At 45.4% G+C, this 26577-nt stretch carries 24 protein-coding genes; 3 read left to right on the plus strand and 21 right to left on the minus strand.

Annotated features, from left to right (window positions below):
- Positions 1 to 36: 36 nt before the first annotated feature.
- The 7 genes from ABFV83_RS13015 to ABFV83_RS13045 form a co-directional block, all read right to left on the minus strand.
- Positions 37 to 204, minus strand: coding sequence for a hypothetical protein (locus ABFV83_RS13015; RefSeq protein ID WP_349944387.1), 168 nt, complete (start codon positions 202 to 204; stop codon positions 37 to 39).
- A gap of 14 nt (positions 205 to 218) precedes the next feature.
- Positions 219 to 647 carry a phage portal protein gene (locus ABFV83_RS13020; protein WP_349944389.1) on the minus strand — a complete coding sequence of 143 codons (429 nt, stop codon included), beginning with the start codon at positions 645 to 647 and terminating at the stop codon, positions 219 to 221.
- 22 nt (positions 648 to 669) lie between these two features.
- A complete protein-coding gene (locus ABFV83_RS13025; RefSeq protein ID WP_349944391.1) occupies positions 670 to 1143 on the minus strand; it encodes a phage tail tube protein in 474 nt (157 codons plus the stop codon).
- 17 nt (positions 1144 to 1160) lie between these two features.
- The gene (locus tag ABFV83_RS13030) at positions 1161 to 2459 is read right to left on the minus strand and encodes a phage tail sheath family protein (protein WP_349944393.1); all 1299 of its coding nucleotides are present in this window, start codon (positions 2457 to 2459) and stop codon (positions 1161 to 1163) included.
- Positions 2453 to 2650, minus strand: coding sequence for a hypothetical protein (locus tag ABFV83_RS13035; RefSeq protein WP_349944395.1), 198 nt, complete (start codon positions 2648 to 2650; stop codon positions 2453 to 2455). The genes ABFV83_RS13030 and ABFV83_RS13035 overlap by 7 nt, the downstream gene beginning before the upstream one ends.
- 13 nt (positions 2651 to 2663) lie before the next feature.
- Positions 2664 to 3077 (minus strand): DUF6838 family protein, encoded by a 414-nt coding sequence (locus ABFV83_RS13040; RefSeq protein ID WP_349944396.1) that lies wholly within the window; start codon positions 3075 to 3077, stop codon positions 2664 to 2666.
- 151 nt (positions 3078 to 3228) lie between these two features.
- Positions 3229 to 3447: a hypothetical protein gene (locus ABFV83_RS13045; protein ID WP_349944397.1), complete on the minus strand. Its 219-nt coding sequence runs from the start codon at positions 3445 to 3447 to the stop codon at positions 3229 to 3231.
- 137 nt (positions 3448 to 3584) lie between these two features.
- Between ABFV83_RS13045 and ABFV83_RS13050 the strand changes: the two genes are divergently transcribed.
- From ABFV83_RS13050 to ABFV83_RS13060, 3 genes are read left to right on the plus strand one after another with little or no spacing between them, the layout of a single operon-like run.
- Positions 3585 to 4067 carry a helix-turn-helix transcriptional regulator gene (locus ABFV83_RS13050; protein ID WP_349944398.1) on the plus strand — a complete coding sequence of 161 codons (483 nt, stop codon included), beginning with the start codon at positions 3585 to 3587 and terminating at the stop codon, positions 4065 to 4067.
- Between the two features lie 24 nt (positions 4068 to 4091).
- Positions 4092 to 4547 carry an ImmA/IrrE family metallo-endopeptidase gene (locus ABFV83_RS13055; protein WP_349944400.1) on the plus strand — a complete coding sequence of 152 codons (456 nt, stop codon included), beginning with the start codon at positions 4092 to 4094 and terminating at the stop codon, positions 4545 to 4547.
- A 57-nt stretch (positions 4548 to 4604) separates the two neighbouring features.
- A complete protein-coding gene (locus ABFV83_RS13060; protein ID WP_054740645.1) occupies positions 4605 to 4787 on the plus strand; it encodes a DUF6774 domain-containing protein in 183 nt (60 codons plus the stop codon).
- A 211-nt stretch (positions 4788 to 4998) separates the two neighbouring features.
- Here ABFV83_RS13060 and ABFV83_RS13065 read toward each other — a convergent pair whose 3' ends face one another.
- From ABFV83_RS13065 to ABFV83_RS13130, 14 genes are all read right to left on the minus strand, one after another.
- Positions 4999 to 6201: an AI-2E family transporter gene (locus ABFV83_RS13065; RefSeq protein ID WP_349944401.1), complete on the minus strand. Its 1203-nt coding sequence runs from the start codon at positions 6199 to 6201 to the stop codon at positions 4999 to 5001.
- Between the two features lie 54 nt (positions 6202 to 6255).
- Positions 6256 to 7227, minus strand: a complete 972-nt coding sequence (gene holA, locus ABFV83_RS13070) for a DNA polymerase III subunit delta (protein WP_349944402.1) — start codon at positions 7225 to 7227, stop codon at positions 6256 to 6258.
- A 66-nt stretch (positions 7228 to 7293) separates the two neighbouring features.
- Positions 7294 to 9663 (minus strand): ComEC/Rec2 family competence protein, encoded by a 2370-nt coding sequence (locus ABFV83_RS13075; protein ID WP_349944404.1) that lies wholly within the window; start codon positions 9661 to 9663, stop codon positions 7294 to 7296.
- A gap of 53 nt (positions 9664 to 9716) precedes the next feature.
- Positions 9717 to 10727: a GerMN domain-containing protein gene (locus tag ABFV83_RS13080; RefSeq protein ID WP_349944405.1), complete on the minus strand. Its 1011-nt coding sequence runs from the start codon at positions 10725 to 10727 to the stop codon at positions 9717 to 9719.
- 17 nt (positions 10728 to 10744) lie between these two features.
- A complete protein-coding gene (locus ABFV83_RS13085) occupies positions 10745 to 12187 on the minus strand; it encodes an ATP-binding protein (RefSeq protein WP_349944407.1) in 1443 nt (480 codons plus the stop codon).
- Positions 12188 to 12214: 27 nt separating this feature from the next.
- On the minus strand, positions 12215 to 13081 hold the full coding sequence (locus ABFV83_RS13090; protein ID WP_349944409.1) for a DegV family protein: 867 nt from the start codon (positions 13079 to 13081) through the stop codon (positions 12215 to 12217).
- 12 nt (positions 13082 to 13093) lie between these two features.
- Entirely contained in the window at positions 13094 to 14884 is a 1791-nt protein-coding gene (locus tag ABFV83_RS13095) for an ABC transporter ATP-binding protein (protein WP_349944410.1), read from the minus strand.
- Positions 14885 to 14892: 8 nt separating this feature from the next.
- Entirely contained in the window at positions 14893 to 16140 is a 1248-nt protein-coding gene (locus ABFV83_RS13100) for a hypothetical protein (protein WP_349944412.1), read from the minus strand.
- A gap of 224 nt (positions 16141 to 16364) precedes the next feature.
- Complete coding sequence (gpmI, locus tag ABFV83_RS13105; RefSeq protein ID WP_349944414.1) at positions 16365 to 17903, minus strand: 2,3-bisphosphoglycerate-independent phosphoglycerate mutase; 1539 nt, start codon at positions 17901 to 17903, stop codon at positions 16365 to 16367.
- 239 nt (positions 17904 to 18142) lie between these two features.
- Positions 18143 to 18895, minus strand: a complete 753-nt coding sequence (gene tpiA / locus ABFV83_RS13110) for a triose-phosphate isomerase (protein WP_349944416.1) — start codon at positions 18893 to 18895, stop codon at positions 18143 to 18145.
- A gap of 102 nt (positions 18896 to 18997) precedes the next feature.
- The gene (locus tag ABFV83_RS13115; RefSeq protein ID WP_349944418.1) at positions 18998 to 20209 is read right to left on the minus strand and encodes a phosphoglycerate kinase; all 1212 of its coding nucleotides are present in this window, start codon (positions 20207 to 20209) and stop codon (positions 18998 to 19000) included.
- A 193-nt stretch (positions 20210 to 20402) separates the two neighbouring features.
- Positions 20403 to 21434, minus strand: a complete 1032-nt coding sequence (gene gap, locus ABFV83_RS13120; protein ID WP_349944420.1) for a type I glyceraldehyde-3-phosphate dehydrogenase — start codon at positions 21432 to 21434, stop codon at positions 20403 to 20405.
- A gap of 119 nt (positions 21435 to 21553) precedes the next feature.
- On the minus strand, positions 21554 to 23224 hold the full coding sequence (locus tag ABFV83_RS13125; RefSeq protein ID WP_349944422.1) for a Na/Pi cotransporter family protein: 1671 nt from the start codon (positions 23222 to 23224) through the stop codon (positions 21554 to 21556).
- Between the two features lie 226 nt (positions 23225 to 23450).
- Positions 23451 to 26570 carry a hypothetical protein gene (locus ABFV83_RS13130; RefSeq protein WP_349944424.1) on the minus strand — a complete coding sequence of 1040 codons (3120 nt, stop codon included), beginning with the start codon at positions 26568 to 26570 and terminating at the stop codon, positions 23451 to 23453.
- Positions 26571 to 26577: the final 7 nt, after the last annotated feature.

Here is a 26577-nt window from a genome sequence, read left to right on the forward strand (position 1 = left end):
TTGGAAGAACACCCTGAAAGGTGCTCTTCCATTTTTCTATCTTTTCCTTGCAGTCTTCGCCTTTTGCGCTTCTTTCTTATCATTTTCCAGCTTAAGCTGTACCGCTGCCATAACAAACGCCCGCTCATACCGGTCCAGGCTTAAAAACTCATGAGGCCATTTGTGGAGCTTGTGGAGGCAATAGTAGGCAATATTGGCCTCCATATCACCTCCTTCTATTAGTTTTTTGCTTCTTCAACCTGCTCTTCCAGAGTGATATCAAACCCGTTTACCTGCTGAATACGTTCCAGATAACCCGCGTATTCACCGGCAGTCAGCATGGCCTTTAAAAGCCCGTCTGCTCCCATGACATGATAAGAATCCTGCAACTCCTTATCATTTAAGTTGGGATAAACCGTACACTCTGCTGCCAACTTTCCAAGATAAAGGTTATAATCCGTCTCCTGGGTATACTGACCCTTTTTTCCGGTTACCTGTACCCGTTTGGTGCTCTCTTTTCTCAGAGCTTCATCTTCCTTAGAAGTAATGGCTTTAATCTCCCACTCAACCGGCTTTTTATCCGAACCTAAAAAACGTTTGGAAGCAACAAACTTTTCATGCTCAGCCTTAACTGCGTTCTGGCTTAAAAAACAACTTAAATCTCCCATTTCCTTTTATCTCCTTATTCTTTTACTGCATTCCCGCAAGGTTGCTGAATCTTTCCGGCATTTCCCAGCTTTCAAATGTAAATTCAAATTCATCTTCCAGATATTCCCCTGTTGCGTCAAATTTGGCGATAATTCCTCCATTTAAGTTGCAATCTTTTAAAATTACAGTCTGGCGGCCTACCCTGGAAGCAGGATCCTCATTGGTTACCTGGATATCAAAATAAATATCCTTTCCAGTCTGCTGGAACTTGTATAAGATATCCCGGAAAATGCTTGTATTGTAATGGAAAGTAGCTGATCCGCTTCCCTTCATTCCCACAGTCTTATTTCCCTTCATGGCACGTCCCAGAATCGGGATCTCTGATTTTACCTTTTCAATCTTTGCCTCCAGGTTCAGTGCCTGCATAAAATTGTACCGCTCATTTTCAATTGTGATAAAACACTCTGCTTTTGTGGCGCTGATCGCGTCCCATGCATCCATTGTAATATTACTCATATTTTCTTACCCCTTTCTTATGATACAACTACTGTCATGTATAAAATGCTCATGGAATTAATCGGTTTCACTGGAAAATTCACCACGACAGACCGCTTGCCCTGTCCTTTTTCCACGGTGACTTCTTCTGAATTTACAGCTTCAATGGCTCTTAACACAGCCAGCTGTTTTCCATATGTAACTATGTCATTCCAAAGGCTTACACGTCCCCCATCATCGTTAGAGATTTTGCCCAGATAACGTGTATGGAAAAGAGATGCAATATCATTTCCAATCTGATCCAGCACACGGACCGTCTGGTTATTGGAGAAATCTTCTCCCTTTTCCTCTCTATAAGTAACCAATGTGTTACTGTCAGTCAGAACCCGGATTTCACTTCCTACCTTGTGAAGCATCAGCTTGCCCGCCTTAATGGCATCCGCAAGCTGAGCCTGGGTATAAGAAGTCTTAACTGTACACTCGCCGTCGTAAACCTTATTTTCAATGGTCTTGTTGACCGTACAAGCCGCTTCTGCACCGGCAGTCCAATATACAAGCCCTGTAGCTGATTCCTCTGCCTCATTCTCCACGGAAATAACTCCCTCGTAATCAGCCTTGGAATACTGGTGTAATACTGTCTGGAACTTGACACCAGCCTCATCTCTCATGCGTTTTGTAAATGCGGTAAACAAAGCCTTCACCTTATCGTCTGCAGAAGGACAGCAAAGAATCTGGAAGGAGGAATTCTCCATTTTTTCCAGGAACTCTGCATAGTCCTCTCCTGTCACATCAGCACCATTGGTACCTCCTGTAAATGGAAGCCCTGCCGTCTCTGCAAGCGCAGCCTCCTTTTTAAATATCACATAGCTGTTGTCCTTCAGTTCTCCTGCCTCTGTGATAGTCTGGCAATCAACTTCTCTTCCGTCAAACAGTGTTTTTACATCAAATTTGGAAGGATCATCCACGTTTTTAGAAATAATGGTCATCAGACTGTTTCCCCGAATGCCGGAGTACCTTGCAGTACCGTAATCATTAGCCCCATGTACCCCTGTATTCAGGCGGTAAAAAATACCTTTCGTCATATTTCTGAAAAGCTCTCTTACCGGAAGCATGGCTGCATCATCCATTGCATAGCCAAAAATTTCTTTACACCTTTTTGGCAAATCCTCTGCGGTGACCTCGAACACTTCCTTCTCCGGCCCCCATTCAAGAACCATGGGGATTGCCGCAACTCCCCTGCTTCCCATGGCAGCACCAGTTGAAGCGGTACTGACAAAATTGATATATGCACCAGGAAATACCTTATTTTGAATTGTAAAATTTCCTCCACCTAACATACTTTCACCCTTCCTTTCATAAATTGATTCATAATTTCTTCTGCTTCTGTTACTGAGTATACTTTTTCATCGTCAAGCAAAGCGCTTAGTAAGTCCCTTTGATTGCAGTACCTTTCTGAAAGGATCAGCTGATCCTTTGTGTAGCGTACAACGGAAGTCCCGCCCGTTTCTTTCATGCTTTTTTTTGCCACAATAACACCTCTTTCACTTTATTTTTATGTCTTCCATAGACTCCTGCGGCTCTTCAGTTTTTAAAATATGAACCTGGTAATCTACCAGGAAGTTTAAAGCAGCCTCCTCATATTTTCCTTTTCTGCTGCTGCCTCTTATTAAGCAGCCATCTTCCAGAGTAATGTATTCCAGCTTGTCCATAAGAACATCCAGAACAAGATTCCTGTCCTTTAGCCGCTGTTCTGAATTCTGACCGTAATATTTCACGTACACGCTCACACTGCGGAAATAACGCTGACCGTTTACAGGTTTTTCTGATGCTTCTAAGAACCCGACCTCAAAATAAGGTTCAGCAATTCCCTCCTCCAAGGGAAGCGTACCGATTCTGGCCTCCGGAAAAAGCTCTTTTAGCCTTTTTAAGACCCCCTCCATGATTTCGTTATACATTTAATCCTCCTTTCATATGGCTCCTGCCCTTTCTTTCAGCGCCAGCTGTTTCTCACATCGGGCATATTGCTTCTGTGTAGGGCTTCTCACCTTCCCCAAATCCCTCATTTTCATAAAGCACTCCTTTCTCCACCCCCCACTTTGTAGTCATTTAGTCTACATTGTCAGCAAAAAAAATTTCGTCCTTCTTCTTCAGTGATGTAATCTTAAGCAACCGGCACAGCTCCTTGATCTCCCCTGCCTTAAACTGGTTTTCATTGTTTATCTTCCGCCAAAAACCATAGCTGGACAGACCCAGTTCTGCTGCGAGCCACCTCTTTTTCAGCCCGGACTTTTTGATTACATCATTTAGCCGAACCGTATCCGTCATACTTCGCCCCCTTTTTTGTAGTCATATTGTCTACATTGGTTATCATACTCCAATGTATCATATTTGTCAACAGCATTTTGAATTTTTGTTGAACATTCTTCTACACCGTGATATAATGATCCTATGGAGGTGATCCTATGGAAATTGGGCAGATCATTAAAAGGAGACGGGAGGCGCTTGGAATCTCCCAGGAAGAACTGGCGCAGAAGGCAGGTTATAAATCCCGTTCTTCCATTAATAAAATCGAGGTAGACGGAAGAGGGCTTCCCCAGTCAAAGATCATAGCAATCGCCAATGCTCTAAAAACAACGCCAGCCTATCTCATGGGCTGGGAAAGCGATACAGATTCTGCCTTTGACTATGTAAGCGGCTGTTTCGGGAAATTTGCCGGAGAAATGCTTGAGAATTTTCATCGTTTAAATGAGAAAGGGCAGAAGGAAGCTTTAAAACGTGTCAGGGAAATGGTTCATATCCCTGAATACGCAAAAGATCACAACCCGGTTAAGATTTTAAATACTGAAAGAAAAGCTTACCTGGACCCGGTGGCAGCCCATGAGCGGACCGACATTCAGGTGACAGAAGAAATGAAACAGCATGATGATGCCTTTTTTGATGAATAAAAAGAACTCATTGAGGTGATTTATTTGAACTATGAATCTTTATTAGAAGAAGCGGATTCCCATGGGATCATTATAAAAGAACGGCCGCTGATCGCCAATGACGGGAGGATAAGGGGCACTCAGATACTGATCCGCCAGGATATGACAGACTGCCAGAAAGCATGTGTTCTGGCGGAAGAGCTGGGGCACTACCATACCACCACCGGCAACATTCTAGATCAGTCCCAGGTATCCAACCAGAAGCAGGAACGCACCGCCCGGCTATGGGCCTACAATAAAATGATAACCTTAGAAAGGCTGGTGGCGGCAAAGGAAGCCGGCTGCCGGAACGGGTACGAGATCGCAGAGCATTTAAACGTAACCGAAGAATTTTTACTGGAGGCCTTAAACTGCTATCAGGCCAAGTATGGAAAAGGCCTGCAAAAAGATAATTACCTGATCCTTTTTGAACCTTTTAACATTTATAAGCTGGTGGATTAAACTTTTTTTGTCCTGTCTTTTATTCTGCCACATATACTATCCAGAGGTGATGTATTTATGCAACCCTGTGAACTGGTGATGTTCGTATCTTCTCTGGCCTGCTGCATTGCTGAGGACCGGTCCTCCGATGAGCTCGCTCTGCTTGGGGCTATTTTCTCCCAGCTTGGAGATTCTCTGGCAACCATTGCGGCGCAGCAGGACTTGTGTTGCGATTTAAATGAAAAAAAAGATACCAGCTAATATAATACGATAAAGGGTATATTGTAAAATCCGATCCGCAAAGAAAGGAGTGTTGTAAAACAGATGGGCAATCATCTATGGGAGCAACGCTTCTTTTTCATGTTTCAAACAGAAAAGCAGGTTCCGAAGAACCTGCCAGCCATAGTATTGCTCACAAAGCATCTGTTCCGGCCATAAGATCACGCAGACCTGCAGGCGTGATCTTTAGCCTTTATTCATTACATTCGGACGAGACCTCCGGAGCAGGATCCACCGTAATTCTCAATGTGTCTGCACAGGCTTCCCTGACCTTTTCTTCTCTGACCGCTATTAAATCCCCTGCAATGACCTTCAATATATGAACGACGGGAACTGCTAAAACCATTCCCCATATCCCGGCGATTGCGCCGCCCAAAGTGATTCCTATGACGATCAAAGCCGGACTTAAGGAAAATGAGGTCCCCATAAGCTTTGGCTGTATCACATTCCCGTCAATCTGCTGGGTAACAAGTAAAACCAAAGCAGCAATTGCCCCCGTATTGATTCCGTTTGTACACGAAATGATGATTACAACACCAATGGAACCAAAAATTGAACCAAAGTAAGGGATGATATTACAGACAGCCAATATGATCCCAAGGGCCATTGAATACCTGGAACCAAGCAAGGTAAATTCGATGGTAGTAATCACACATAAAATCAGGGAATCTAAAAGCTGGCAGACAATAAACTTTTTAAAACTGTCATTGACTATGTTTCCGTACCTTAAAACTGCTTTTCTGATTTTTTCGTTAAGAAACAAATCCATGAGCCGTCTCGTCTGGAATTTAAAATTATGAGTCTCCAGCAGGAAATAAACGGAAGTCACAATCGTAATAAATCCACTGAAAATATGGGAAGTAACTCCCAAAACCGCACTTAATGAATCTAATACCTCTTTCAGGCCGATTCCCTCCAGCATACTTTTCCAGGCGGTACGGGACGGCATAATATCTTCCAGTATTTCCGATAAGCCCAGCTTTTCAAACGGCAGATGCTCCAAGGCCATTATGGCATTATTATAATAAGTGTTGAAGTTTAATATAAAATCCAATATGCTTTTTTGAAGCAGGGGAATTACCTTATTTACGATCAGAACAATGGCAGCAATAAATAAAGCATAAATAACAAAAACACTGATTCCTCTGGAACGTTTTTGAAACGGGCTGAATTGAAGCCTGTTTAAACGCTGTTCCAGGGCAGAACATGGGATATTCAGCAGATATGCTATGACAAATCCATAGAAAAAGGGGATAAGTACCTTAGTAAATGATTTGACCCAAACCACCACATCGGAAAAATTCATAACAATTTTATAAATGATAATGACCAGCATGGCAAGCAGCAGCCTTGATAAAAATACCCTTATCTGCTTTTTTTTCAGTAAATCTCCCATCCTGACCTCCTTTCCAAATAAAATAAACGGATTTACCGGTTCGATCCTTAGACCCTAATACTTTTGCGTCAGCAGCAATTCCACTGCCATTCGGTCATTTAGCTTTCCGGTCTTCACAGCTTCTTCCGCATCCACGCACAAGTTTACATAAGACAAAATCTGTTCTTTGGAAAATGTCCTTGCCTGAGGCATGATCTTTCCTGCCGCAAAAGGAGGAATCTTAAGCTTTGAGGCAATGCCGCCCTTATCCATTCCCTTTCCCATCAGCTCCTTTACCTGCAGAATCTGGTTAAACTGCCTGGCAATAAGAAAGAGGATTCTCATGGGAGGTTCCTTTAAGGTGAGAAGGTCTTCATAAAGATCCATGGCTTTTTTGGTCTGCCGGTTCACAATCGCTGCCACCATATCAAAAATCTTATTGGTTGTCCGGACCGTGCAGATGGTTTCCACATCCTCAGCCGTAATAATCTCTCTTCCCAGAGTATAGCTTATGAGCTTTTCCAGCTCCATGCGGATATTTTCCATATCATCTCCGGTCATGTGAAGAAATAGTTCCATGGTATTTCCTGTGATCTTCTTACCTTCTCTGGAAAGCAAAGTCCCTGCCCATCTGGCAAGCTGGGCCGTATTCTGACGCTCCATTTCAGCCGCATACCCCAGTTCCTTTACCTTTTTAAACATTTTACTTCGCTTATCAACCTCAGATTCCACAAAGATCAGACATGTGGTATCCGGCATCTGGGGCAGATAAGATACCATTTCATCAGAAGCGGATTTAAAAAAACCGCTGTTTTCCACCAGGATCAGGCGTTTTTCTGCAAAGAAAGGCATGGTATCTGCAAGACTGATGACCTCCCGCACATCGATTCCCTTTCCTTCAAACTGGTTGAAGTTCATGGTATCGCCTGCCGTAATAGCTGCCTTCATTTGATTTTTATAGCTGTTTTTCAAAAATGATTCTTCTCCATATAGAAGATAAATCGGCTTGAAGCTGTGATTTTTGATATCCTGAGTCAGCGTCTGCATGGCATCCTTCCTCTCTGGCATGACTTTCTTAATAAAATTAAACACGTATTTCCTTTTTTACTCTCTCTAATTATACCGGGAGAACTTCTCTCCGTCAACGAAACTTTCAAACCGGATCCTCTCCCCATCAGTCCACATTTTTATGGCCCCTCCTTCTCCTGTTTTAAAAACCTCTGTTCCCCTCTCCTTCAAACGGTCTAAAACCTCCTGATGAGGGTGTCCGTAAGAATTATCCACCCCATAAGAGACCACAGCCCAACGGGGCTTTACTGCATCGAGAAATGCTTCCCCAGAGGAATATTTAGAGCCATGATGGGCCACCTTTAACACATTCACCTCTGCCAGCAGCAGCCTTTCTCCGGCCCTTTCCAAAAGTTCCTTCTCTCCTCTTTCTTCCATATCTCCTGTAAACAGCATGCGGCAGTTTCCATAATCTATCTTTAATACCTCTGACTCCTCATTGGTAGTTTCCGGCCTGTCTTCTATTCCTGGATACAAGCAGGTGATGCGAAGGCCCTCCACCTGGACCCAATCACCTCCTGCCACGTACTTCACTTTGGTTCTCCGCCGCCTGGCAAGCTCCTCCAGCTTCTTGATTGCCTCATCCTCCCTTCCATGATAGGGAAGCATGAGATTTTCAATTTTTATATCTTCACTGTTTTCCAAAAGATAGGCTACACCGCTTAAATGATCCTGATCCCCATGGCTGATGAATGCAAAATGAATGACTGGTACCCCTAAACTTTTTAAACAAGGCTCCAGGGAATATTTGCCCAGAGATTTTTTAGAAGAGCTTCCTCCATCCACTAAAACCGCAGATCTTCCTGCCCGTAACAGGATGCCATCCCCTTGCCCCACATCGAGAAACACAGCTTCCAGCCCATTTACAGGACCAGGCTTTAACAGCAGGATGCAAAAGCAATACATCCCTGCCAGAAAAAGGACCTTTAAACCATAGGAAGTCCTTCTCTTTTTCTCGTCTTTATTCTCCCCGGCCCTATGCTCCTCATACTCCTTCCAGATGTTCAAAGCGGACATTCCTGCAAACAGAATAAGGCCATAAGCCGCCAGCCGTCCAGGCTCCGGTCTGCCAAAGGTCAGGCTGTATCCAGGAAGCCCTTCCATGCTTTTGCAGATCCATTCATAAAAGGCAAGAATATAATGCCCTGTTCCCGCAGCAGCGGTCCCAAGAAGGGGACTGAAGCTTCCAAGAAAGATAACGCCGATTCCGGAACAAACCACCCAGTCCATTAAGGGGATAAGCAGAAGATTTAAAAACAGTCCATAGAAAGGAATCTGATAAAAATGATACAGTGTAATAGGCATGGTAACTATTTGTACCGCTGCTCCTGTGGAAATCGCGCCTGACAGAAAATTCTTCTTTCCAAGCCAGGTTTCAAGGAGGGGACCTGCCCATCCGATTGCATAGACAGCCCCAAAGGACAGCTGGACCCCTCCATTCATAAGGAGCATAGGCGACTTAAGTCCCAGGAAAAGCAGCGCCAGGGAAGTGGAGGATAAAAGATCATAGGTTCTTCCAAGATAGGCGGCCAGAAATGCGACAGACATCATAATCACAGCCCTCACCACCGAAGGACCGCTTCCTGTTAAAATCCCATACATAACCACCAGGGTGGTTCCTGCCAGACCGGCCCCTCCAAGTCCCATTCCGGTTTTCCTTAAAATCCGGTAAAAAGAAAGACCGAGGAAGGACATATGCATGCCGCTGATTGCAAGAAGATGGGAAATTCCGTTCTTTTGATATAAAGATTTAATATCCTCCGGAAGCCCTCTTGTATCTCCTAAAACGGCTGCCGTTAAAACGCCGGCATCTTCTTTTGAGGTATACTTATAAAGGAGGGAGCGTCCCCATTCCCTAGCCTGGCGTATCCCGTCTAAAAGAGGGGCTTCTCTTAAATCCAGAATCTCCAGTTCCTTACCAATAAACTTTCCGTCAATCCCCAGCCCCTGATAATATGCCTTGCTGTCAAACTCCCCCGGGTTCCTGGCAGGTGAAAAGGGTTGTACCTCCCCCTTCACTTTGATGAGCTGCCCAAGGCGCAGCCTTTTATTCCCGTTATCACCTATGGATTGGAGATCCAACGGCCTGACAGACACCATCAGACGTGAAACACGGCAGGAAATATCCTGCTTTTTCACCCGGTTTTCCTTTAGAACAATCTGAAGAGATCCATTCTTTTCTTCAAAAGAAGAAATCCTTCCCTCTGCTTCCACATAACCGGCCGAAAGCTCCTCAATGGTCCTTTCCCTCTCTTTCCACCTTTTGCAGTCATATCCGGCCCAGGCCGCGCCCAGGTATAAAAAAAGAAGAGGCAAAAGAACCCAAAGCCGGTCTCTGCCTCTCCAATAACCATAAAGAACAACCCCGGCAGCAAAAAAAGCCGGAATCAAAAGCCAGGATGTCAAAACCAGCAAAGCGGCAGTCTCTCCAAGTACAAATCCCCCTGCGATCAGACATAATGGGCGTTTTATTGTTCTGTTCCTCCTATATCATTTGGTACTTCTTCATTTTCCGCATTGTAATCCAGGTTGCGTTCAAAAAACTGGTTTAAAGAAATGGAATCCCGAAACATGACTTCCTGAGAACCGCCCACCGTAATCTGCACCTTATTGATGGAAGAGGCCGCAGCCAGGGAGTTCACAATAGAATAAATCGGGATATATTCCTTTACTTCCAGGGTGTTATTAAGAAATGCGGAATCAAAATTAATGTAACAGATGTTTTCATTGACCGACACATTGAGAAGCTTTGTATCCTTTGGCAGAGTCGGGTTCATCCCCGGCCTTCCCGGACCGGCAATCAGCTGTTCGATGACCAGCTTTTCCAGGGAAGTGTTTACGTTATGCACCACTTCTCTTGTCTCCTTAACCAGCTTCTCACCGGTATCATCAGAGAAATACAGGGGCAGCTCCGTCTTCTCATAGGAATTGACGTTACTGATGTTGTCAATGAAATCGGAATTTGCCATAGGGCCTACCGGACTTCCCGAGCTGTCCATCAGAGGCTGTTCCGCTGTATACACAGCAACATAATCCACCCCTTTTACCTGGGTCAGTGTCCTTACCAGGGAAGACCTGCATAAAATCTCTCTGGTTGCATTCATCATGGCATAATTGTTATCAAAATACAGATAAAGAACCGTGTCCTCCAGCTTATACCGCTCAAAGCCCACCTTATCCGGAACCGCGGCCTGACGGTCCAGATCCTTTGGCACCGTCCGAAGCTGTTCCATCAGATTCCTGATCCTCCAGTCCGTCACATCTTCCAAGTCCCCTTCCGGCTTCTGCGGCATGTGATACTCCTGTGGTTCCATCTTTGTCATGGCAGAATTGAGATAATAAATCTGGTAAACATCACCGGCGTTTTCTGTTCCCTTTGCTTTTCTTCCGTGACAGCCGGTCAGGCACAGAGAGCACGCCAGAAGAAGGAAAACACACCGCTTTACCGGGTGAAAAAGTATGCCTGAAAGGCGTTTCATCTAATAGCCTCCTGTTTCTAAGAAATATAAGTGAGTGGAATCCGCACGGTAAATGTGGCTCCCTCGCCCTCTTTGCTCTGAAGCTTCAGCGCTCCCTGGTGCATCAGCACAATTTTTTTTGTAATGGAAAGGCCAAGGCCTGTGCCTCCTGTTTCTCTGGATCTGGCCTTATCTACCCGGTAGAACCGTTCAAACACATGCTCCTGAAACTCTTCCGAAATCCCGATTCCGGAATCCGCCACCTTTACGTAAAAAAACTTATGATCCGCATCAAGGGTAACCCGTACCCAGCCGCCTTCCACATTGTATTTGATGGCATTCTCCACCAGATTGCTTAAGGCCAGGGACAGCTTCATCTCATCTACATCGGCAATGACCTCCCTGATGCTTTCAAAGGTAAGCTCCACATTGCGTTTTCCGGCAATGGGGCGCAGCCTTTTTAAGATCAGCTCCATCAATCCGTTGATATTCACCTGGGCAATGTTTAAATTTCCCCCGGCAGTCTTGTCCATGCGGACCAGAGACAGCAGGTCATCAATGATCTTGTTTTCCCGCTCGATTTCATCAGAGATATCACTTAAAAATTCCCGGTAAAGCTCCGCCGGAACGTCTTCCATCCCCATGAGGGAATCAGCCAGAACCCGAATGGATGTGATCGGGGTTTTCAGCTCATGGGAAACATTTGATACGAATTCTTCCCTGGACTGGTCCACCGCCTTAAGCTTCTTTAACGTCAGGTTAATGGTTTCCGTAATCTGCAGGGTTTCCTTATAAGCATAAGGACTGATATTTTCGTCCAGATTTCCCTCTGCCGCCCGGTTTAATCTCCGCTGCAGTTCCCGGAAAGGCTTCGTCAGAAGCTTGGCAAGAAGAAACACAAATATGGCCAGAACGGAAAAGATCATAAGCTGAAGAAAAGCTCCCTTTTCCGACATAGTGGATACCCGGTTCAGCAGATCCTCCGTGGATGCCGTTACAATCATGACCCCGGCAATTTCCTTTTCCTGGCTGTTGGAATAAATGGGAATCGTCAGAGCTGAATAATGTTTTTCAAAATTATATTTGCTGCCATTTTCTCCGTCAAAGCAGCGGATGACCTCTTCAGATACATTGAGCTTACCCGTAGAAAGGGAAAAAGTGTCGCTGATGATCCTGAAATTCCGGTTCACCACCACGATCCGTCCATTGAACATATCTGCCTTTACGGACATTTCATTGTCCAGCAGAGGATCCCTTGGCTCCATGGTCAAGTATCCGATTCTTGTCATTTTGTTGCTTAATATCCAGCACTGGTTTTGGATATCCTGCATTCTGGACTCAATGAGATTCTGCCGGTAAGTACCCAGCATGACCAAATTCTGGATAAATACCGGTATGGTTCCGACCACCAGAAGGGCAATGATTAGAGTGACCCGCAGGCTTATGGCATGTTTCTGATTAAAAAGCCTTATCTGGAACATGACCCTGCACCTCCAACTTTATTCCTGTCATACATCCAGCCTTTTCGTACAAGCGATTGCCAGCGCTCCCGGCCCTATGTGGCAGGACACGCTTAAAGAAAGATTGTCCACGTAGATTTCTCCCGTCTTTGGAAAAACCTCTTCTAGCTCCTTCTTAAATTCCATGGCAGCCGCCTCATTATTGGTATGGGCAACGGCAATGCTGGTGCAAAGCCCTTCCGGATCGCCGAAGCGCTCCTCCATATCCTTTTTTGCGGCTGTGATCATCATGGTTTTGGCCTGCTTCATGGTTCTTGCCTTTGCAAAGGCGTCCAGTTTTTCTCCCTGAATGGTAAGAACCGGTTTAATCCTTAAAAATGTCCCTAAAAGAGCCGCTGCCGGAGTGATCCTTCCGCCTTTTTTTAAATATTCCAGCGTATCCAGGGTAATATAAATGGTAGATTCCATCTTTGTCTCTTCCAGCTTTTCCTTAATGGCAGCGGCGGTCATTCCTAAATCTGCCATCCTCCTGGCTTCCAGGACCGACTGCCTTTGAGTGACGGAAATTCTCTGGTTATTGACCACAAACACTTTTCCTTCGTAATCTTCCGTCAGCATAAGAGCCGTCTGACATGCACTGCTCAGCCCGCTGGACATGGGAATGTGGACGATTTCCTCATATTCCTCTAAAAGCCTGTTCCATAAATCCATAAGATCGGCCGGAGATGGCTGAGAGGTGGAAATATCCACTCCTTCCTCCAGCTTTTCATAGAAATCCTTCTGTGTCAGGCTGATATCTTCATAAAACGTATCCCCGGCCATCATAAACGGCATGGGTATTACGTAAACTCCAGCTTCTTCCCCCTGTCTCTGGGTAATTCCGCTGTTGCTGTCTGTTATAATAGCTACTTTCATTTCCATTCTCCTTTATTTCTGCAGGCAATGAGCCAAGGCAGCCTGTTCTTCTTCACCCGCAGATGTATAAAGCTGATAATACATTCCCCGCTTTAAAAGCAGCTCCTCGTGATTTCCCTCTTCCACAATTTTGTTGTCGGACAATACCAATATCCGATCCGCATTCTGGATGGTAGTAAGGCGGTGGGCAATGGTCAGCGTGGTACGGCCTACTGCCAGGCGGTCCAGGGACTGGGAAACCAGATGCTCGCTTTCGTTATCAAGAGCAGAGGTGGCCTCATCAAGGATCAGCACCTGGGGATTTTTAAGGAATACCCTGGCAATGCTGATGCGCTGCTTTTGTCCTCCTGAAAGCTTTACGCCCCGCTCTCCCACATAGGTTTCATAGCCGTCCTTAAGTCCCGTGATGAATTCATGGGCTCCGGCCAGTTTTGCCGCCTGGATCACATCATCCTTGGAAGCCCCTGGATGGCCGTATTCAATATTTTCAAAAACCGTTCCTGAAAACAGATAAACATCCTGCTGCACCACTCCTACAGCGCTTCTTAAGCTCTCCAGGGTTACATTCCTGATATCCTGGCCGTCAATAAGGATCTCCCCCTCCGTCGGATCATAGAAGCGGGGGATCAGGTTGCATAACGTGGTCTTTCCTCCTCCGGAAGGGCCCACAAGAGCTACCTTTTCTCCTGCTTTGATATCAAGGTTAATGCTGCTCAACACCGGATTGTGGTCATCCGGATATTCAAAGGATACCTGATGAAAGTTGATATTACCTTTTACATCATGGAGAGGCTTTGCTCCTTCTTCATCAAAGATGTCCACACTGGCATCCATCAGCTCCATAAAACGTTCAACTCCGGTCATTCCTCTCTGGAACTGTTCCGCAAATTCGATAATCCTGCGGATTGTAGCAAGCAATGTGGTCACATACAGGGTATAAGCCACCAGATCCCCTGGCTCTATGAGTCCCTTTACCATGAATATGCCGCCGGCAACGATGACTACCACATACATCAGACCGTCAAACATCCGGATGGTGTTCTGGAAAGCAGCCATGTATTTGTAGGTTTTCCGTTTGATCTCTAAAAACTCCAGATTATCCCGGTTGAATTTTTCAATCTCGATCTTTTCATTGGCAAATGCCCGGACTACCCGGTTTCCAAGCAGGCTGTCCTCGATCCTGGCATTCAGCTCACCGATGTGGTTCCTCTGATGCTTAAAAGCCTTTCTCACCTGCAGATTAAAGTAGGTACAGGATACCCCCATAACCGGAATCAGCAGGAAAATGATAAGGGTCAGAGGGAGATTGATCCCTGAAAGGATAATAAAGGATACCACTGTCTTCAAGAAGGCAATGAAGAATTCCTCCGGGCAGTGGTGGGCAAATTCCGTCACGTCAAATAAATCACTGGTGATCCTTGACATGATCTGTCCGACCTTTGTATTGTTAAAATAGTTATCCGACAGCTTCTGCAAATGGGCAAATGCATCCTGCCTCATGTCGGTCTCAATGGCTGCTCCCATGACATGGCCTGTGTAAGCCATGTAGAAGCTGGCCATTCCGTCTATGATCCTGAGGCCAAAATAAAGGGCGCCGATCCCGATGATCATACGAACCGTAAGTGACGTCATATCTCTTAACCCCTGATTGGTAATATAACGTAAGATCAAAGGCAATACCATCTCACAGATAGTGGTAAGCGACGCACAGAATAAATCCATGACCATGACTTTCGTATATTTTTTATAGTAGGGCACAAAGCGTTTTAACAATGTGCCCGTTTTCATCTCGTTTTGTTTCATATAATCCTCTACTCTGTAATCTTAATATTTTTAATAAGCCCCAAAGCCCAATCCTGTTCTCCCGGCTTTCTGCTCACAACATTAATATTCATGCGCTGTTCCTTATAAAGCACCTGCGCGGACATCTTATAAAGGATTTCCTCTTCCTTCTCCTCGGGCTCATAAAAAGCCACCCGGGCTTTGGCTTTTCCTAAATCAAAATCCTGGATTTCCGGCCCTTTTCCCTGTTCAAACCACTGCTTTTTAAACTCGGCCTTACGCCCTTCAAAAACCGCCGCGTAGATGTAATAATCATGGCCTCCATACTCTTCACCGTCATAGTAGTGGTCCATGCTGGCGCTATTTGCCTCATCATAAAGAAAATTTCCCGGGATCCCAAAGCTCATGTTGCCGATCTTCCGGTAGACCAGATGCTTTCTGCATCCAATGGAAACCTCCTCCGGAAAGGACGACACGCCTTCTAAATCCACAGGAACATGGCCGTCAAGGCTGCATACCTCCAAATACTCCTTCTTGGGGAATGGGAGCCTGTGGTCCATGGAAAGCGCAGTTTCAAGGAGCTTGATGATCTCCTGGTTTACCTGCTCATCCTGCTTGCTGCGGACTGACGGCATGAAATAGCAGAATTGGTGAAGCAGAACCATGGCGCTGTTTCTGTAAAAATAAGCATCTTTTTCTAATTCATTCCATACAAAAAAATCCCTGGCAAAAGCAACGCCTATACCAGAATGCATCATCCCTTTTATCTCTTTAAAAGAAAATGACCGAATATGGGTGACCAGTTTCCCCTCCTGACGGTCCGGTATATAATAAACCGCAGGCCAGCAAAACATGTACTCCCCATCCCCGCTCCATCCGGACACCAGCTTCATAAGATCAGAAAACCACTGGTAAAAGTACTTCTGTCTCATGGCAAGAAAGTCCCTTTTTATAAAATATCCGGTCCTGTCCCCGAGCCTAAGCCTGAGCTTTTCTTTTTTGGCCAGCCGCTCCAGAAAATCGATGGCCGCTGCATGGAAACCAGGACCGGCAATGTTCGTCTGGCTTTCTCCCTGGAGCTTGCTCCTGCTCCACTTAAGCCAGACATAGCCTTCCTGGCATAGCTGTACAATCAAAAATCCTTCGATCCGAAAGCAGCGGTAGCCCATTTCCTTTGCCAGTTCTTTTGCCATACCCTCCGCTGACTGGTGATTCCAGTCTATACCTGAAAATATTTTTTTCTTTGGCTCCAAAGAAAATCTGATTCGAATACTCATCTGAAAACCTTCCTAAGATATCTTTCTCTATTCTATCTTATTTTCAATAGAAATGGAAGCATAAAACGAATATGGACGAATTTAATTTTCCGGTTTCCATATGATTTCTATGTATTTCGCCTCAAAAAAGCAAAAAATCAGGGCTGCCCAGTGCAGCCACTGGAAAGCCCCGATTTTTCTTTGGCATAATTTACTTCATAATGCAGCAGCTCCACAGCCTGAATTTATTTCACAAGTAAAGATTTTCCTGTCATATCTTTTGGCTGTTCTAATCCCATGAGTTCAATCAGGGTAGGAGCAATGTCTGCCAGACAGCCGCCTTCTCTCAGCTTATAGGCTGGATCTGCATTTACCAGGATAAACGGAACCGGGTTGGTGGTATGAGCGGTAAAGGGTTCTCCTGTCTCATAGTCCAAAAGCTGTTCTGCGTTTCCATGATCAGCGCAGATGAACAGAACTCCATTGGTTTCCCTGATGGCTTCCACGGTTCTTCCCACACATGCATCCACAGTTTCAATGGCCTTGATGGCCGCGTCTTCGATTCCCGTATGTCCAACCATATCCGGGTTTGCAAAGTTAATGATGATCACATCATATTTTCCGGATTTGATCGCCTCTACCAGCTTATCGCAAACAATGGGAGCGCTCATCTCAGGCTGCAGGTCATAGGTGGCAACCTTTGGAGATGGAACCAGGATCCTGTCCTCTCCCTTATTGGGCTCTTCCACACCTCCGTTAAAGAAAAAGGTTACATGGGCATATTTTTCAGTTTCAGCAATTCTGGCCTGTGTCATGTCATTCTGGGCCAAAAATTGACCGAAGGTATTTAAAATAGCTTCCTTTTTGAAAGCAACCAGCTTGTTTTTAATAGTCTCATCGTAATCCGTAAAGCATACATAGGTCAGGTTCAGGCGCTTTTCTCTTGGAAATCCCTTGAACTCATCATCACAGAAGGCTCTTGTTATTTCTCTTGCCCGGTCAGGACGGAAGTTAAAGAAGATCACAGAATCACCGTCTTTTACCGCAGCAACCGGTTCTTCAGCCTCTGTCACAACAAAAGGTTCCACAAACTCGTCGAAAACCTCTTTATCATAGGAAGCCTGGATCCCGGCAGAAGCTGATTCTGCATGATTTCCTTCACCCTTTGTCAGAGCATTGTATGCCTTTTCCACGCGGTCCCAGCGGTTATCCCTGTCCATTGCATAGTAACGGCCCATAACAGAAGCCACTTTTCCTGTGCCGATCTCCTTCATCTTTGCTTCCAGCGCTTCCACGAAGCTCTTTCCGGATGCAGGAGGCGTATCACGTCCGTCCAGGAAGCAATGAACATAGACCTTGTCCAGGCCGTTTCTCTTTGCCAACTCTAAAAGGCCGTAAATATGGGTGTTATGGCTGTGCACTCCGCCGTCGGATACCAGGCCCCACATATGGAGGGCAGACCCGGATTTCTTGCAGTTTTCCACTGCCTGTAAAAATTCCGGCACCTCAAAAAAGTCGCCGTCATTGATTGATTTTGTAATCCTGGTAAGTTCCTGATATACAATACGGCCTGCGCCCATATTCAAATGTCCTACCTCAGAGTTACCCATCTGTCCGTCAGGAAGACCTACTGCCAGTCCGCTGGCATTTCCCTTAACAAAAGGGCACTGGCTCATAAGCTGATCCATGATCGGGGTCTTGCCTTCACAAACAGCGTTATGGTCGCAGTTATCATTTAATCCATAACCATCAAGTATCATTAATACAATCGGTTTTCTGCTCATAACTAGTTCTCCTTTTTTCTTCTTCATTCTATTGTAATAGAAGCATCTTACTACGATATCGTTATGCCTCAAAAGCGTTGGAAATCATTGTCTCGCCATTTATATTTTACATGATTTGCCCATTTCTTGCAACCGGTGAATGATGAAATAATAACAGGGCTCCGGCGCCTGCTTTTTGCCATGAGGAAAAGCTGCCGTCCCCCACCGTTTAAGGAAGGGAGGCAGCAGCTTTTACCCGTTTATTTGTTGTAATTTACGATTTTTCCAAACTCTGGCTTTAAGGATGCTCCGCCAACCAGGCCGCCGTCAATATCAGGCTGTGTAAACAGTTCCGGTGCGCTTGCGGCAGATACGGAACCGCCGTACTGAATGCGGATGGCTTCTGCTGTTGCTTTGTCGTAGATTTCAGCGATGCATGCACGAATGGCACCGCAGACCTCCTGTGCCTGCTCGGTGGTGGCTACTTTTCCCGTACCGATCGCCCAGATCGGCTCATAAGCGATAACCGCATTTGCCGCATTCTCTGCCGTTATGTTTAAGAAAGCGATCTTAATCTGCTGGCGGATCCAGTCAATGGTGATTCCCTGTTCTCTCTGGGTCAGTGTTTCTCCGCAGCAAACGATAGGAGTAATGCCGTATTCAAAGGCCTTAAGAACTTTTTTGTTCACAGTTTCATCTGTTTCCGCAAAGTATTCCCTTCTTTCGGAATGGCCGATCACAACGTATTTCACGCCTGCATCCTTTAACATGGCAGGAGAAATCTCTCCGGTGTAAGCCCCTTTATCCTCATAATACATATTTTCAGCACCAATGTTAATATTGGTTCCCTTTGCAGCCTCTATAGCGGGCATAATATCAATAGCCGGAACGCAGAAAACAACGTCTGCTTCATCATTTGCCACCAGAGGCTTTAAGGTATTCACCAGCTCTACCGCTTCGGTGGGAGTCATATTCATTTTCCAGTTACCTGCAATAATTTTCTTTCTGGACATAGTATCAACCTTCCTTTATGTTCGACATTCAGAAGACCGTGATCTCCTGTTTGCAAGACCCGGACAGTCCTGCTTTGTCCGGGCCGGTATCGTGAATTGAATTTATTTATTGTCTGCTGCAGCCACGCCCGGCAGCTCCTTGCCTTCCAGGAATTCAAGGGAAGCGCCTCCGCCTGTGGAGATATGGCTCATCTTATCAGCAAAACCAAGTCTCTTAACCGCATTCACGGAGTCACCGCCTCCGATAACCGTAGTGGCGTCGGAAAGCTCCGCAACCGCACGGCATACCTCTAAGGTACCTTCCGCAAAATTAGAGAATTCAAATACACCCATCGGTCCGTTCCAAACAACAGTCTTGGCGCCCTTTAAGGCATCCTTGAAAAGTTCAATGGTTTTTGGTCCGATATCAAATCCTGACCAGCCTGAATCAATAACACTTACTACCTTTCTTTCGGTATCATTGGAAAACTCCCTGCCTTCCACGTTATCTACCGGAAGCAGCAGCTTTACGCCCTTATTCTCAGCCTTTTTAATCATCTCTAATGCATAGTCAAGCTTATCTTCTTCACATAAGGAATTTCCGATTTCCTTGCCCTGAGCCTTTGCAAAGGTATATGCCATGCCGCCGCCGATGATCAGTGTATCAACCTTATCAAGCAGGTTATTGATCACATTGATCTTATCGGAAACCTTTGCTCCTCCCAGGATTGCCACGAAAGGACGCACTGGATTTTCAACTGCCTGGCCCAGGAATTTGATTTCCTTTTCCATCAGGTAGCCAACCACATTGGTCGTTGTATATTTGGTAACGCCTACATTGGAGCAGTGAGCTCTGTGAGCGGTGCCGAATGCATCGTTTACGAAAATGCCGTCGCAAAGGGAAGACAGCTCTTTTGCATAGGCTTCTGCGCTCTCATCCTTGCCGTACTTAGTCTCTTCCACTCTGTAACGGGTATTCTGAAGCAGAAGAACTTCCCCATCCTTTAATTCCTCAGCAGTCTTTCTGGTCTCAGGACCTGTTACCTTTGGATCATTTACAAATTTCACTTCTACTCCAAGTCTTTCACTTAAAGCAGGAGCAACGGGCTCTAAAGACATCTCCGGAACAGGCTCGCCCTTGGGCTTTCCTAAGTGGGAGCAAAGAATCACTCTTGCGCCCTGGTCTAATAATTTCTTGATCGTAGGAACGGCTCCGTCAATACGGTTGAAGTTCTGAATCACTCCTTCCTTTAACGGTACGTTAAAATCGCATCTCACCAAAACTTTCTTTCCCTGTAATCCGGTTAAATCATCAACTGTTTTCTTATTAAGCATGTTTCAATGCTCCTTTCCTATTTACTGCCCACGTTTTCTGGGCATAAAGGGATACCTGAAAGGTGTTTCCTATTTACTGCCCCGTTTTCCGGGCATAAAGGGATACCTGAAAGGTACTTCCTATATTCTTTTCTTCTAAACATTTATAAAAATAAAAGGCCCGGTCCATAACGACCGGACCCTTTGTGGATCATTAGCCTAATTCAGCAAAGTACTTAATTGTACGAACCATCTGGCTTGTATAGGAATTCTCATTGTCATACCATGAAACAACCTGAACCTGGTATAAATCATCACCGATCTTGGAAACCATGGTCTGAGTTGAATCGAATAAGGAACCAAATCTCATGCCGACAACATCAGAAGAAACGATCTCATCAGTGTTATATCCGAAGGAATCGCTTGCTGCTGCCTTCATAGCTGCGTTAATGCCTTCCTTGGTTACGTCTGCACCCTTAACAACTGCTGTTAAGATGGTTGTGGAGCCTGTAGGTACCGGAACACGCTGAGCGGAACCGATTAACTTGCCGTTTAATTCCGGAATAACCAGACCGATTGCCTTAGCAGCACCGGTGGAGTTAGGAACGATGTTGGCAGCGCCTGCTCTTGCTCTTCTTAAGTCGCCTTTTCTGTGAGGTCCGTCAAGAATCATCTGATCGCCTGTGTAAGCATGGATTGTGCTCATGATACCGGACTGGATCGGTGCATAATCGTTAAGAGTCTTAGCCATAGGAGCCAGGCAGTTTGTTGTACAGGAAGCAGCGGAGATGATCTTGTCATCTGCTGTTAAAACATTCTCATTTACGCTGAAAACAACGGTTGGAAGATCATTTCCTGCCGGAGCAGAGATAACAACTTTCTTAGCGCCTGCATCAATGTGAGCCTGAGCTTTGTCCTTGGAGCAGTAGAATCCTGTACACTCAAGAACTACATCAACGCCGATCTCTCCCCATGGAAGTTCAGCAGCTTTTGCCTGAGCATAAATTTTAATAGTCTTACCATCTACAGTAATGGAGTCCTCGGAAGCTTCTACCGTGTGAATACCCTCACCATAGTATCCAGCGTATCCGCCCTGAGCAGTGTCATATTTTAATAAATGTGCTAACATCTTTGGATCTGTTAAATCGTTAATAGCTACTACTTCATAGCCTTCTGCGCCAAACATCTGTCTGAATGCAAGACGGCCAATACGGCCGAAACCATTAATCGCCACTTTTACTGCCATAATTCAATTCCTCCTAAGAATAAAATTAATTTGATTGTTAAATTTTAATCAACTATCCTTTATTTTACCTAATATTCCACTAAATAGCAAGTCCTTTTTTAATTTTAATCCTATTCTCCTTAAATCTCTTTCTTAACATAGCTGGCCAGATTATAGGAATGATCAGAAATACGTTCCAGATTGCTTATAAGCTCCAGGAACACAACGCCTGACGAAGGAATGCACTCGCCTGAGGAAAGCCGTTCGATATGCTTTTCCCTCAGCTCCTCCTCAAGAAGATCCACCTCATCCTCCCACTTGCTCACCTTTCGGACATCTTCTAAGTCTCCCTTTCTTCTGGCTTCTATGGAATGGAAAAAGGATTTATAAGCCGCCTGACAGATGACCTCCAGATCAGAAGCACCGGTTTCGGAGAAACTGATTTCATGCTGAATCATGTATTCCACCTGCTCCGCCAGGTTTTCCGCGTGGTCTCCTACCCGCTCTATATCATTAATACTGTAAAATAAGTTGTTGACTACCAATTTTTGTTCCTCTGTCAGGGACAGATTGTCGATTTTGACCAGATATTCCATCAGCATCTTTTCCATATTATTGATCGTCTTTTCTGTTTTATACACTTCCTTTACTTTATCCGCATTTTTCGTAAGAACTGCGTCCATGGCCTGCTTCACATTTTCCAGGGTGATCTGTCCCATATGTACCACCTCCATGGAAGCTGTTTCCACTGCAAAAGCCGGGGACTCAAAGATCCTCTCATCCAGGTGCTTCATGGTCACAGCTTCTTCTCCGGCAAACTCACCGTCATCGCTTCTCCCTTCCGGAATAACGACTCCTGATAAATTCACCAGCTGTTTAGCAAAAGGAAACAGGAGCAGTGTATTGGTCAGGTTAAAGAAAGTATGGAATATGGAAATCTGAACTGCGGTTATGTTATGGGCCGCCAAAACCGGAGAGACCATAAAAAGGAGGAAAGAACCGATGCCAAATATAACTGCTCCCATCACATTAAAAGACAAATGGATCACCGCTGCACGCTTTGCAGTCCTGGAGCCGCCGATACTGGAAATGAGGGCGGTTACACAGGAACCGATATTCTGACCAAGAGTGATGAAGATAGCGGCATTGGTAGTAACCACACCGTTCATGGCAAGGGTCTGCAGGATACCTACCGATGCGGATGAACTCTGAAGGAGAGCCGTCACGATGGCGCCGATCAGCATGCCCAGCAAGGGATTTTTTCCTAAAATACGGAATGCCTCAGAAAAAATAGGGGCATCGGTATAAGGAGAAATTGCTCCTGACATAAAATCCAGGCCGATAAACAGCATACCAAGGCCAACCAGGATCTCCCCTATGGTTTTCCATCTCTGCTTTTTGCTAAACAGCAGAAGGACCGCTCCGATTCCGATAAAAAGAGGGGCCGAAAAGGAGGGCTGCAATATGGAAAATGCATCTCCCAGCTGATTCATGGATACGATCCATGCTGTAATCGTTGTACCGATGTTGGCTCCCATGATAACGCCCACCGCCTGGGTCAGATTAAGCACCCCTGCGCTTACAAAGCCGACCACCATGACCGTGGTCGCTCCGCTGCTCTGGATGATAGCTGTTATGAGCGCACCCAGGAGCACTCCCAGGAAACGGTTATTTGTAAGCATTCCCAAAAACTGGCTCATCCTGCTTCCAGCACTCTTTTGCATTCCATCCGCCATGGTGTTCATGCCATACAGGAACATTCCCAGTCCCCCTACAAAGCCAAACAGACTCGATATGTCATTTATAGACATGTGTTACCTCCTTATAAACACTCATTATGGTTTTATTCCGGCGCGTCTCCTTGCTTCCGGAAGACGCACTGTTTAAAATATAGCATAGGCTGAATTGCTTTTTCAACGCTTTTTAAAAATTATGTAAAATTTTGGTGAAATTGAAGTAAAACCAGTGATCCCAGGAAAGCCAAAAAACCGCCCTGCTGATCAAAAATCAGCGGACGGCTTTTGCACGTTCCTTCACCTATAAGATACCGTTTGCTTCTCCAATTTTTATAGTAAGGGATCTCACCTTTCCATCTCTTAACTTCATGGCATCATCACCAAAAAGTCCTGCTTCCTTTATCTCCGCCCTCTGTCCATCAAGATATTCCAGTTCCATCTTTTCAATGCGGTAGGAACCCGGTATCATATCCTGCTTTTCAAAAAACTCATAGACGATCTTGGTTTTTCCTAGAAAGTTAGCTTCAACGGTTTTATCCTCCGGGATTAGATACCCGGGAATTGCCGGCTCAAAAAAGCAGCAAAGCTGCCCGTCTTCCATGCGGAAGGGCTTTTCTCCAAACATCATCATCTGCCACATTTGCAGGAATTCAGCCGTAGAACCGCTCAGTCTTGCCACAAAGCCTCTTCCATGAAGCTTATCATCAGCATTTGCACTGCTTACAAGAAAAGAGGAATTCTCTAACAAGCTTCTTCCGTATACCTTCCCATCCAAGAACGGAATGCAGGCATTGTGGAAATCCCGGAAGAATTCATCATATAATTTTGATTGAAGCAATTCCAACAGATACTTATATTCCATGTGGAGCCAGATGGACTCATTTTCCAGCCAGCCGGGAGAAAATGCTTTTGCTCTCCCGATCTCAAAGGAGGCATTGTCCAGAGATTCATTGACTTTGTACATCTTTAATTTGGTATCATATAATCCGGTCTTCTTAACCTGATGATACAAGGATAATTTTTCTTCTCTGGATACCGGCAGTTTCATATACCGGACAAACCCTTCCAGGAACAGAGGAAGCGCAGTGACCTGCAGATTTTCAGGAATGATATGAGTTCCGGCCATTTCATAACTGTCAAGCTGATGGATATAATAGGTGGGAATCCTTCCATCTTTTTTGCAGGCTGATTGTATGCCTTCTTCCACATAGGAAATCCACTTTAAAAGAATTCCACGAAACTCCCGTCCTGACATGAATATCTCATCTCCCCGGACTCCTTTGGCCGTAATCGCCCGGTAGCGCTCCTTGTAACCATTGCACTCATTCCATACCCAAAGCCTGCTCTTAGCCTTCTTTTCATAAGCTGCAAAGGTTTTATCCAGACCTTTGATAAAATCATACAGCTCGGCCGGTACCGTAACCCCTTCTTCATACCGCGCCAGAGCGCTTTCCATAAATTTCAGCAGACGGTACAGCTCAAAGGTTTCCGGCATAGAGGAGCCTAAAAGTCCGGGGAGTCCATTTAAGGCGTCATACCAGCCCGGCTTTCCCGCCTCCATTTCTATCCCTAAGCCGGACATGTCGAGAGAAGCAGTTTTATTGGCAGCCAACACCACAAGCTTTGTCATCAGGTTTGTGACATAAACGGTTCCTTTTCCATAATCAGTGGATACTGTATCCTTTAATACTTCCTTTTTCCGGTCCTCACAAAGTGCGTGGTACTGCCTGATTCCCCGCTCCGTCTGCACATAACGCTCATGGCGCGGCTTCACAACCGCCCTTGATTCATAATAAGTGTAGCTTTTATCAGAAAACAGCAGGTGTTCTTCCATTTCAGGATAAACGGAAAGATAGGTTTCAATCAAATCAAGATGATAGGTCCAGTGATCAGTCCAATATCCTTCTCCAAAATCTGCGTGGAACTTAAGACTGCTGTGTTCCACCACTGCACTTAAGAATTCCTCCCTGCCCCATTCTAAGGAAATGGAATGCTGCTCCAGATAGGCAAACAGACTTCCCGGTGAAAATTCCTTCTGGAAAAATCTCCTCATAAGGCTTTTTCCGCCCTGTTTCACGTACTCAAGAATCTTATCCGGCCGTACGGCTTTATAAGTAACCTGGCGTACGACCAGGGGATTATACCCATCCAACTGCAGCAGATTGTAAAACAGCTTGATGTTATGATCCTTTACATAAGGCGTAAATAAAACATCACTCCGCCGGTTTTGGTTTACATCCCTGAAATTTCCGTTTCCCTGAGTGTAATACTCCGGAACCATGGAAAAATCATTATAATCCCGCTCCATATCCCCATGCTTCCTGGAATACACATAAAAAACAGAATCCTTCCCTGTTTTTATTGGAAATCCGCCCCGCAGAACGTTATCCACATAGGTCTGTTGACAATAGGCATCAAACACCGGATCAGAGGTTCTCGTGTGGATAAAGCTTCCCAGTTCCCGGGTTTTTTCAGCTGCACTGATGTATTTCTCTTCGAAATAGCTCCTGTCTAATTGGCCTTCCCCATAGTCAGACAGGATCTTCTTAGAAGAGGCCTGACCTGCCACACTATTCCAGCCTGCAGACTCTCCTGCAGACAAGACCCTGGTCAGACAGGAAAAGCCGGAAGGTACAAGATTTTGGGTGATCTGCTTTTTTTGAAGAAGCTCCTCAAGGCTGTGGCGGATCAGACCCAACGGATGTTCCATTGCCGTATCATATTCAAACACAAGCTCAGGATCAGCAATAATGGGCAGCAACTGGCCGGATTCTGATAAGGAAAGGATGAAATTACCTTCTTCCACCTTTGAAACAACTGCCGAATCCCCTGTGCTGTACCGCACCCGGTAATAAGGCATCCCCTTCTCCACATCCTCCACCTGCATCCAGGCCTTCATGGTCTGGGCCATTTCCTTCATTTCTTTTAATCCGATTCCATAAGGGATGACTTCTGGCATTCCATCCAGTATCTGAAGGTCCAGCTCCTGTTTGGAGATGTTTTGTATGGTCACCCTTCTCACCAGACCGGCAACCGCTTCATCGGGAAGGGTATAATACAGGACATTGGTTTTTAAGCCTCTTTCTTCGTTGATTTCTTCCAGCTCCAGTTCATTCATGCCCACATACATTCGGGTTTTCACAGAATCCAGGCGAAAGGGCTCGTATACCTCACTCCCAACCTTTATAAAGGTGCGAAACCCCATGTTCCTCACAAGCTGGTATGCCTGATGGGCCGGATAAAATTCCATAATGGAATGATTCTTGTTTTCTACGCCAAAGCTTGCAACTGCCTGGCCCCGGTTCGTATAGAAACACCAGAGAGGGATGCCGTAAATTCCGCTGATTCCGGGCAGAAAGCTTGAGAATACCGGTTTCTGATTATAATCTTCTATCGTAAATCTTCCTTTTGAATCAAACATTGTTTTA

This window comes from Lacrimispora sp. BS-2, from assembly GCF_040207125.1.
Lineage (GTDB): Bacteria > Bacillota > Clostridia > Lachnospirales > Lachnospiraceae > Lacrimispora.

Coding starts and splice junctions, on each gene's coding strand:
- ABFV83_RS13015 (WP_349944387.1), bottom strand. CDS start 204: ATGGAGGCCAATATTGCCTACTATTGCCTCCACAAGCTCCACAAATGG.
- ABFV83_RS13020 (WP_349944389.1), bottom strand. CDS start 647: ATGGGAGATTTAAGTTGTTTTTTAAGCCAGAACGCAGTTAAGGCTGAG.
- ABFV83_RS13025 (WP_349944391.1), bottom strand. CDS start 1,143: ATGAGTAATATTACAATGGATGCATGGGACGCGATCAGCGCCACAAAA.
- ABFV83_RS13030 (WP_349944393.1), bottom strand. CDS start 2,459: ATGTTAGGTGGAGGAAATTTTACAATTCAAAATAAGGTATTTCCTGGT.
- ABFV83_RS13040 (WP_349944396.1), bottom strand. CDS start 3,077: ATGTATAACGAAATCATGGAGGGGGTCTTAAAAAGGCTAAAAGAGCTT.
- ABFV83_RS13045 (WP_349944397.1), bottom strand. CDS start 3,447: ATGACGGATACGGTTCGGCTAAATGATGTAATCAAAAAGTCCGGGCTG.
- ABFV83_RS13050 (WP_349944398.1), top strand. CDS start 3,585: ATGGAAATTGGGCAGATCATTAAAAGGAGACGGGAGGCGCTTGGAATC.
- ABFV83_RS13060 (WP_054740645.1), top strand. CDS start 4,605: ATGCAACCCTGTGAACTGGTGATGTTCGTATCTTCTCTGGCCTGCTGC.
- ABFV83_RS13065 (WP_349944401.1), bottom strand. CDS start 6,201: ATGGGAGATTTACTGAAAAAAAAGCAGATAAGGGTATTTTTATCAAGG.
- holA (WP_349944402.1), bottom strand. CDS start 7,227: ATGCAGACGCTGACTCAGGATATCAAAAATCACAGCTTCAAGCCGATT.
- ABFV83_RS13080 (WP_349944405.1), bottom strand. CDS start 10,727: ATGAAACGCCTTTCAGGCATACTTTTTCACCCGGTAAAGCGGTGTGTT.
- ABFV83_RS13085 (WP_349944407.1), bottom strand. CDS start 12,187: ATGTTCCAGATAAGGCTTTTTAATCAGAAACATGCCATAAGCCTGCGG.
- ABFV83_RS13090 (WP_349944409.1), bottom strand. CDS start 13,081: ATGAAAGTAGCTATTATAACAGACAGCAACAGCGGAATTACCCAGAGA.
- ABFV83_RS13095 (WP_349944410.1), bottom strand. CDS start 14,884: ATGAAACAAAACGAGATGAAAACGGGCACATTGTTAAAACGCTTTGTG.
- ABFV83_RS13100 (WP_349944412.1), bottom strand. CDS start 16,140: ATGAGTATTCGAATCAGATTTTCTTTGGAGCCAAAGAAAAAAATATTT.
- gpmI (WP_349944414.1), bottom strand. CDS start 17,903: ATGAGCAGAAAACCGATTGTATTAATGATACTTGATGGTTATGGATTA.
- tpiA (WP_349944416.1), bottom strand. CDS start 18,895: ATGTCCAGAAAGAAAATTATTGCAGGTAACTGGAAAATGAATATGACT.
- ABFV83_RS13115 (WP_349944418.1), bottom strand. CDS start 20,209: ATGCTTAATAAGAAAACAGTTGATGATTTAACCGGATTACAGGGAAAG.
- gap (WP_349944420.1), bottom strand. CDS start 21,434: ATGGCAGTAAAAGTGGCGATTAATGGTTTCGGCCGTATTGGCCGTCTT.
- ABFV83_RS13125 (WP_349944422.1), bottom strand. CDS start 23,224: ATGTCTATAAATGACATATCGAGTCTGTTTGGCTTTGTAGGGGGACTG.
- ABFV83_RS13130 (WP_349944424.1), bottom strand. CDS start 26,570: ATGTTTGATTCAAAAGGAAGATTTACGATAGAAGATTATAATCAGAAA.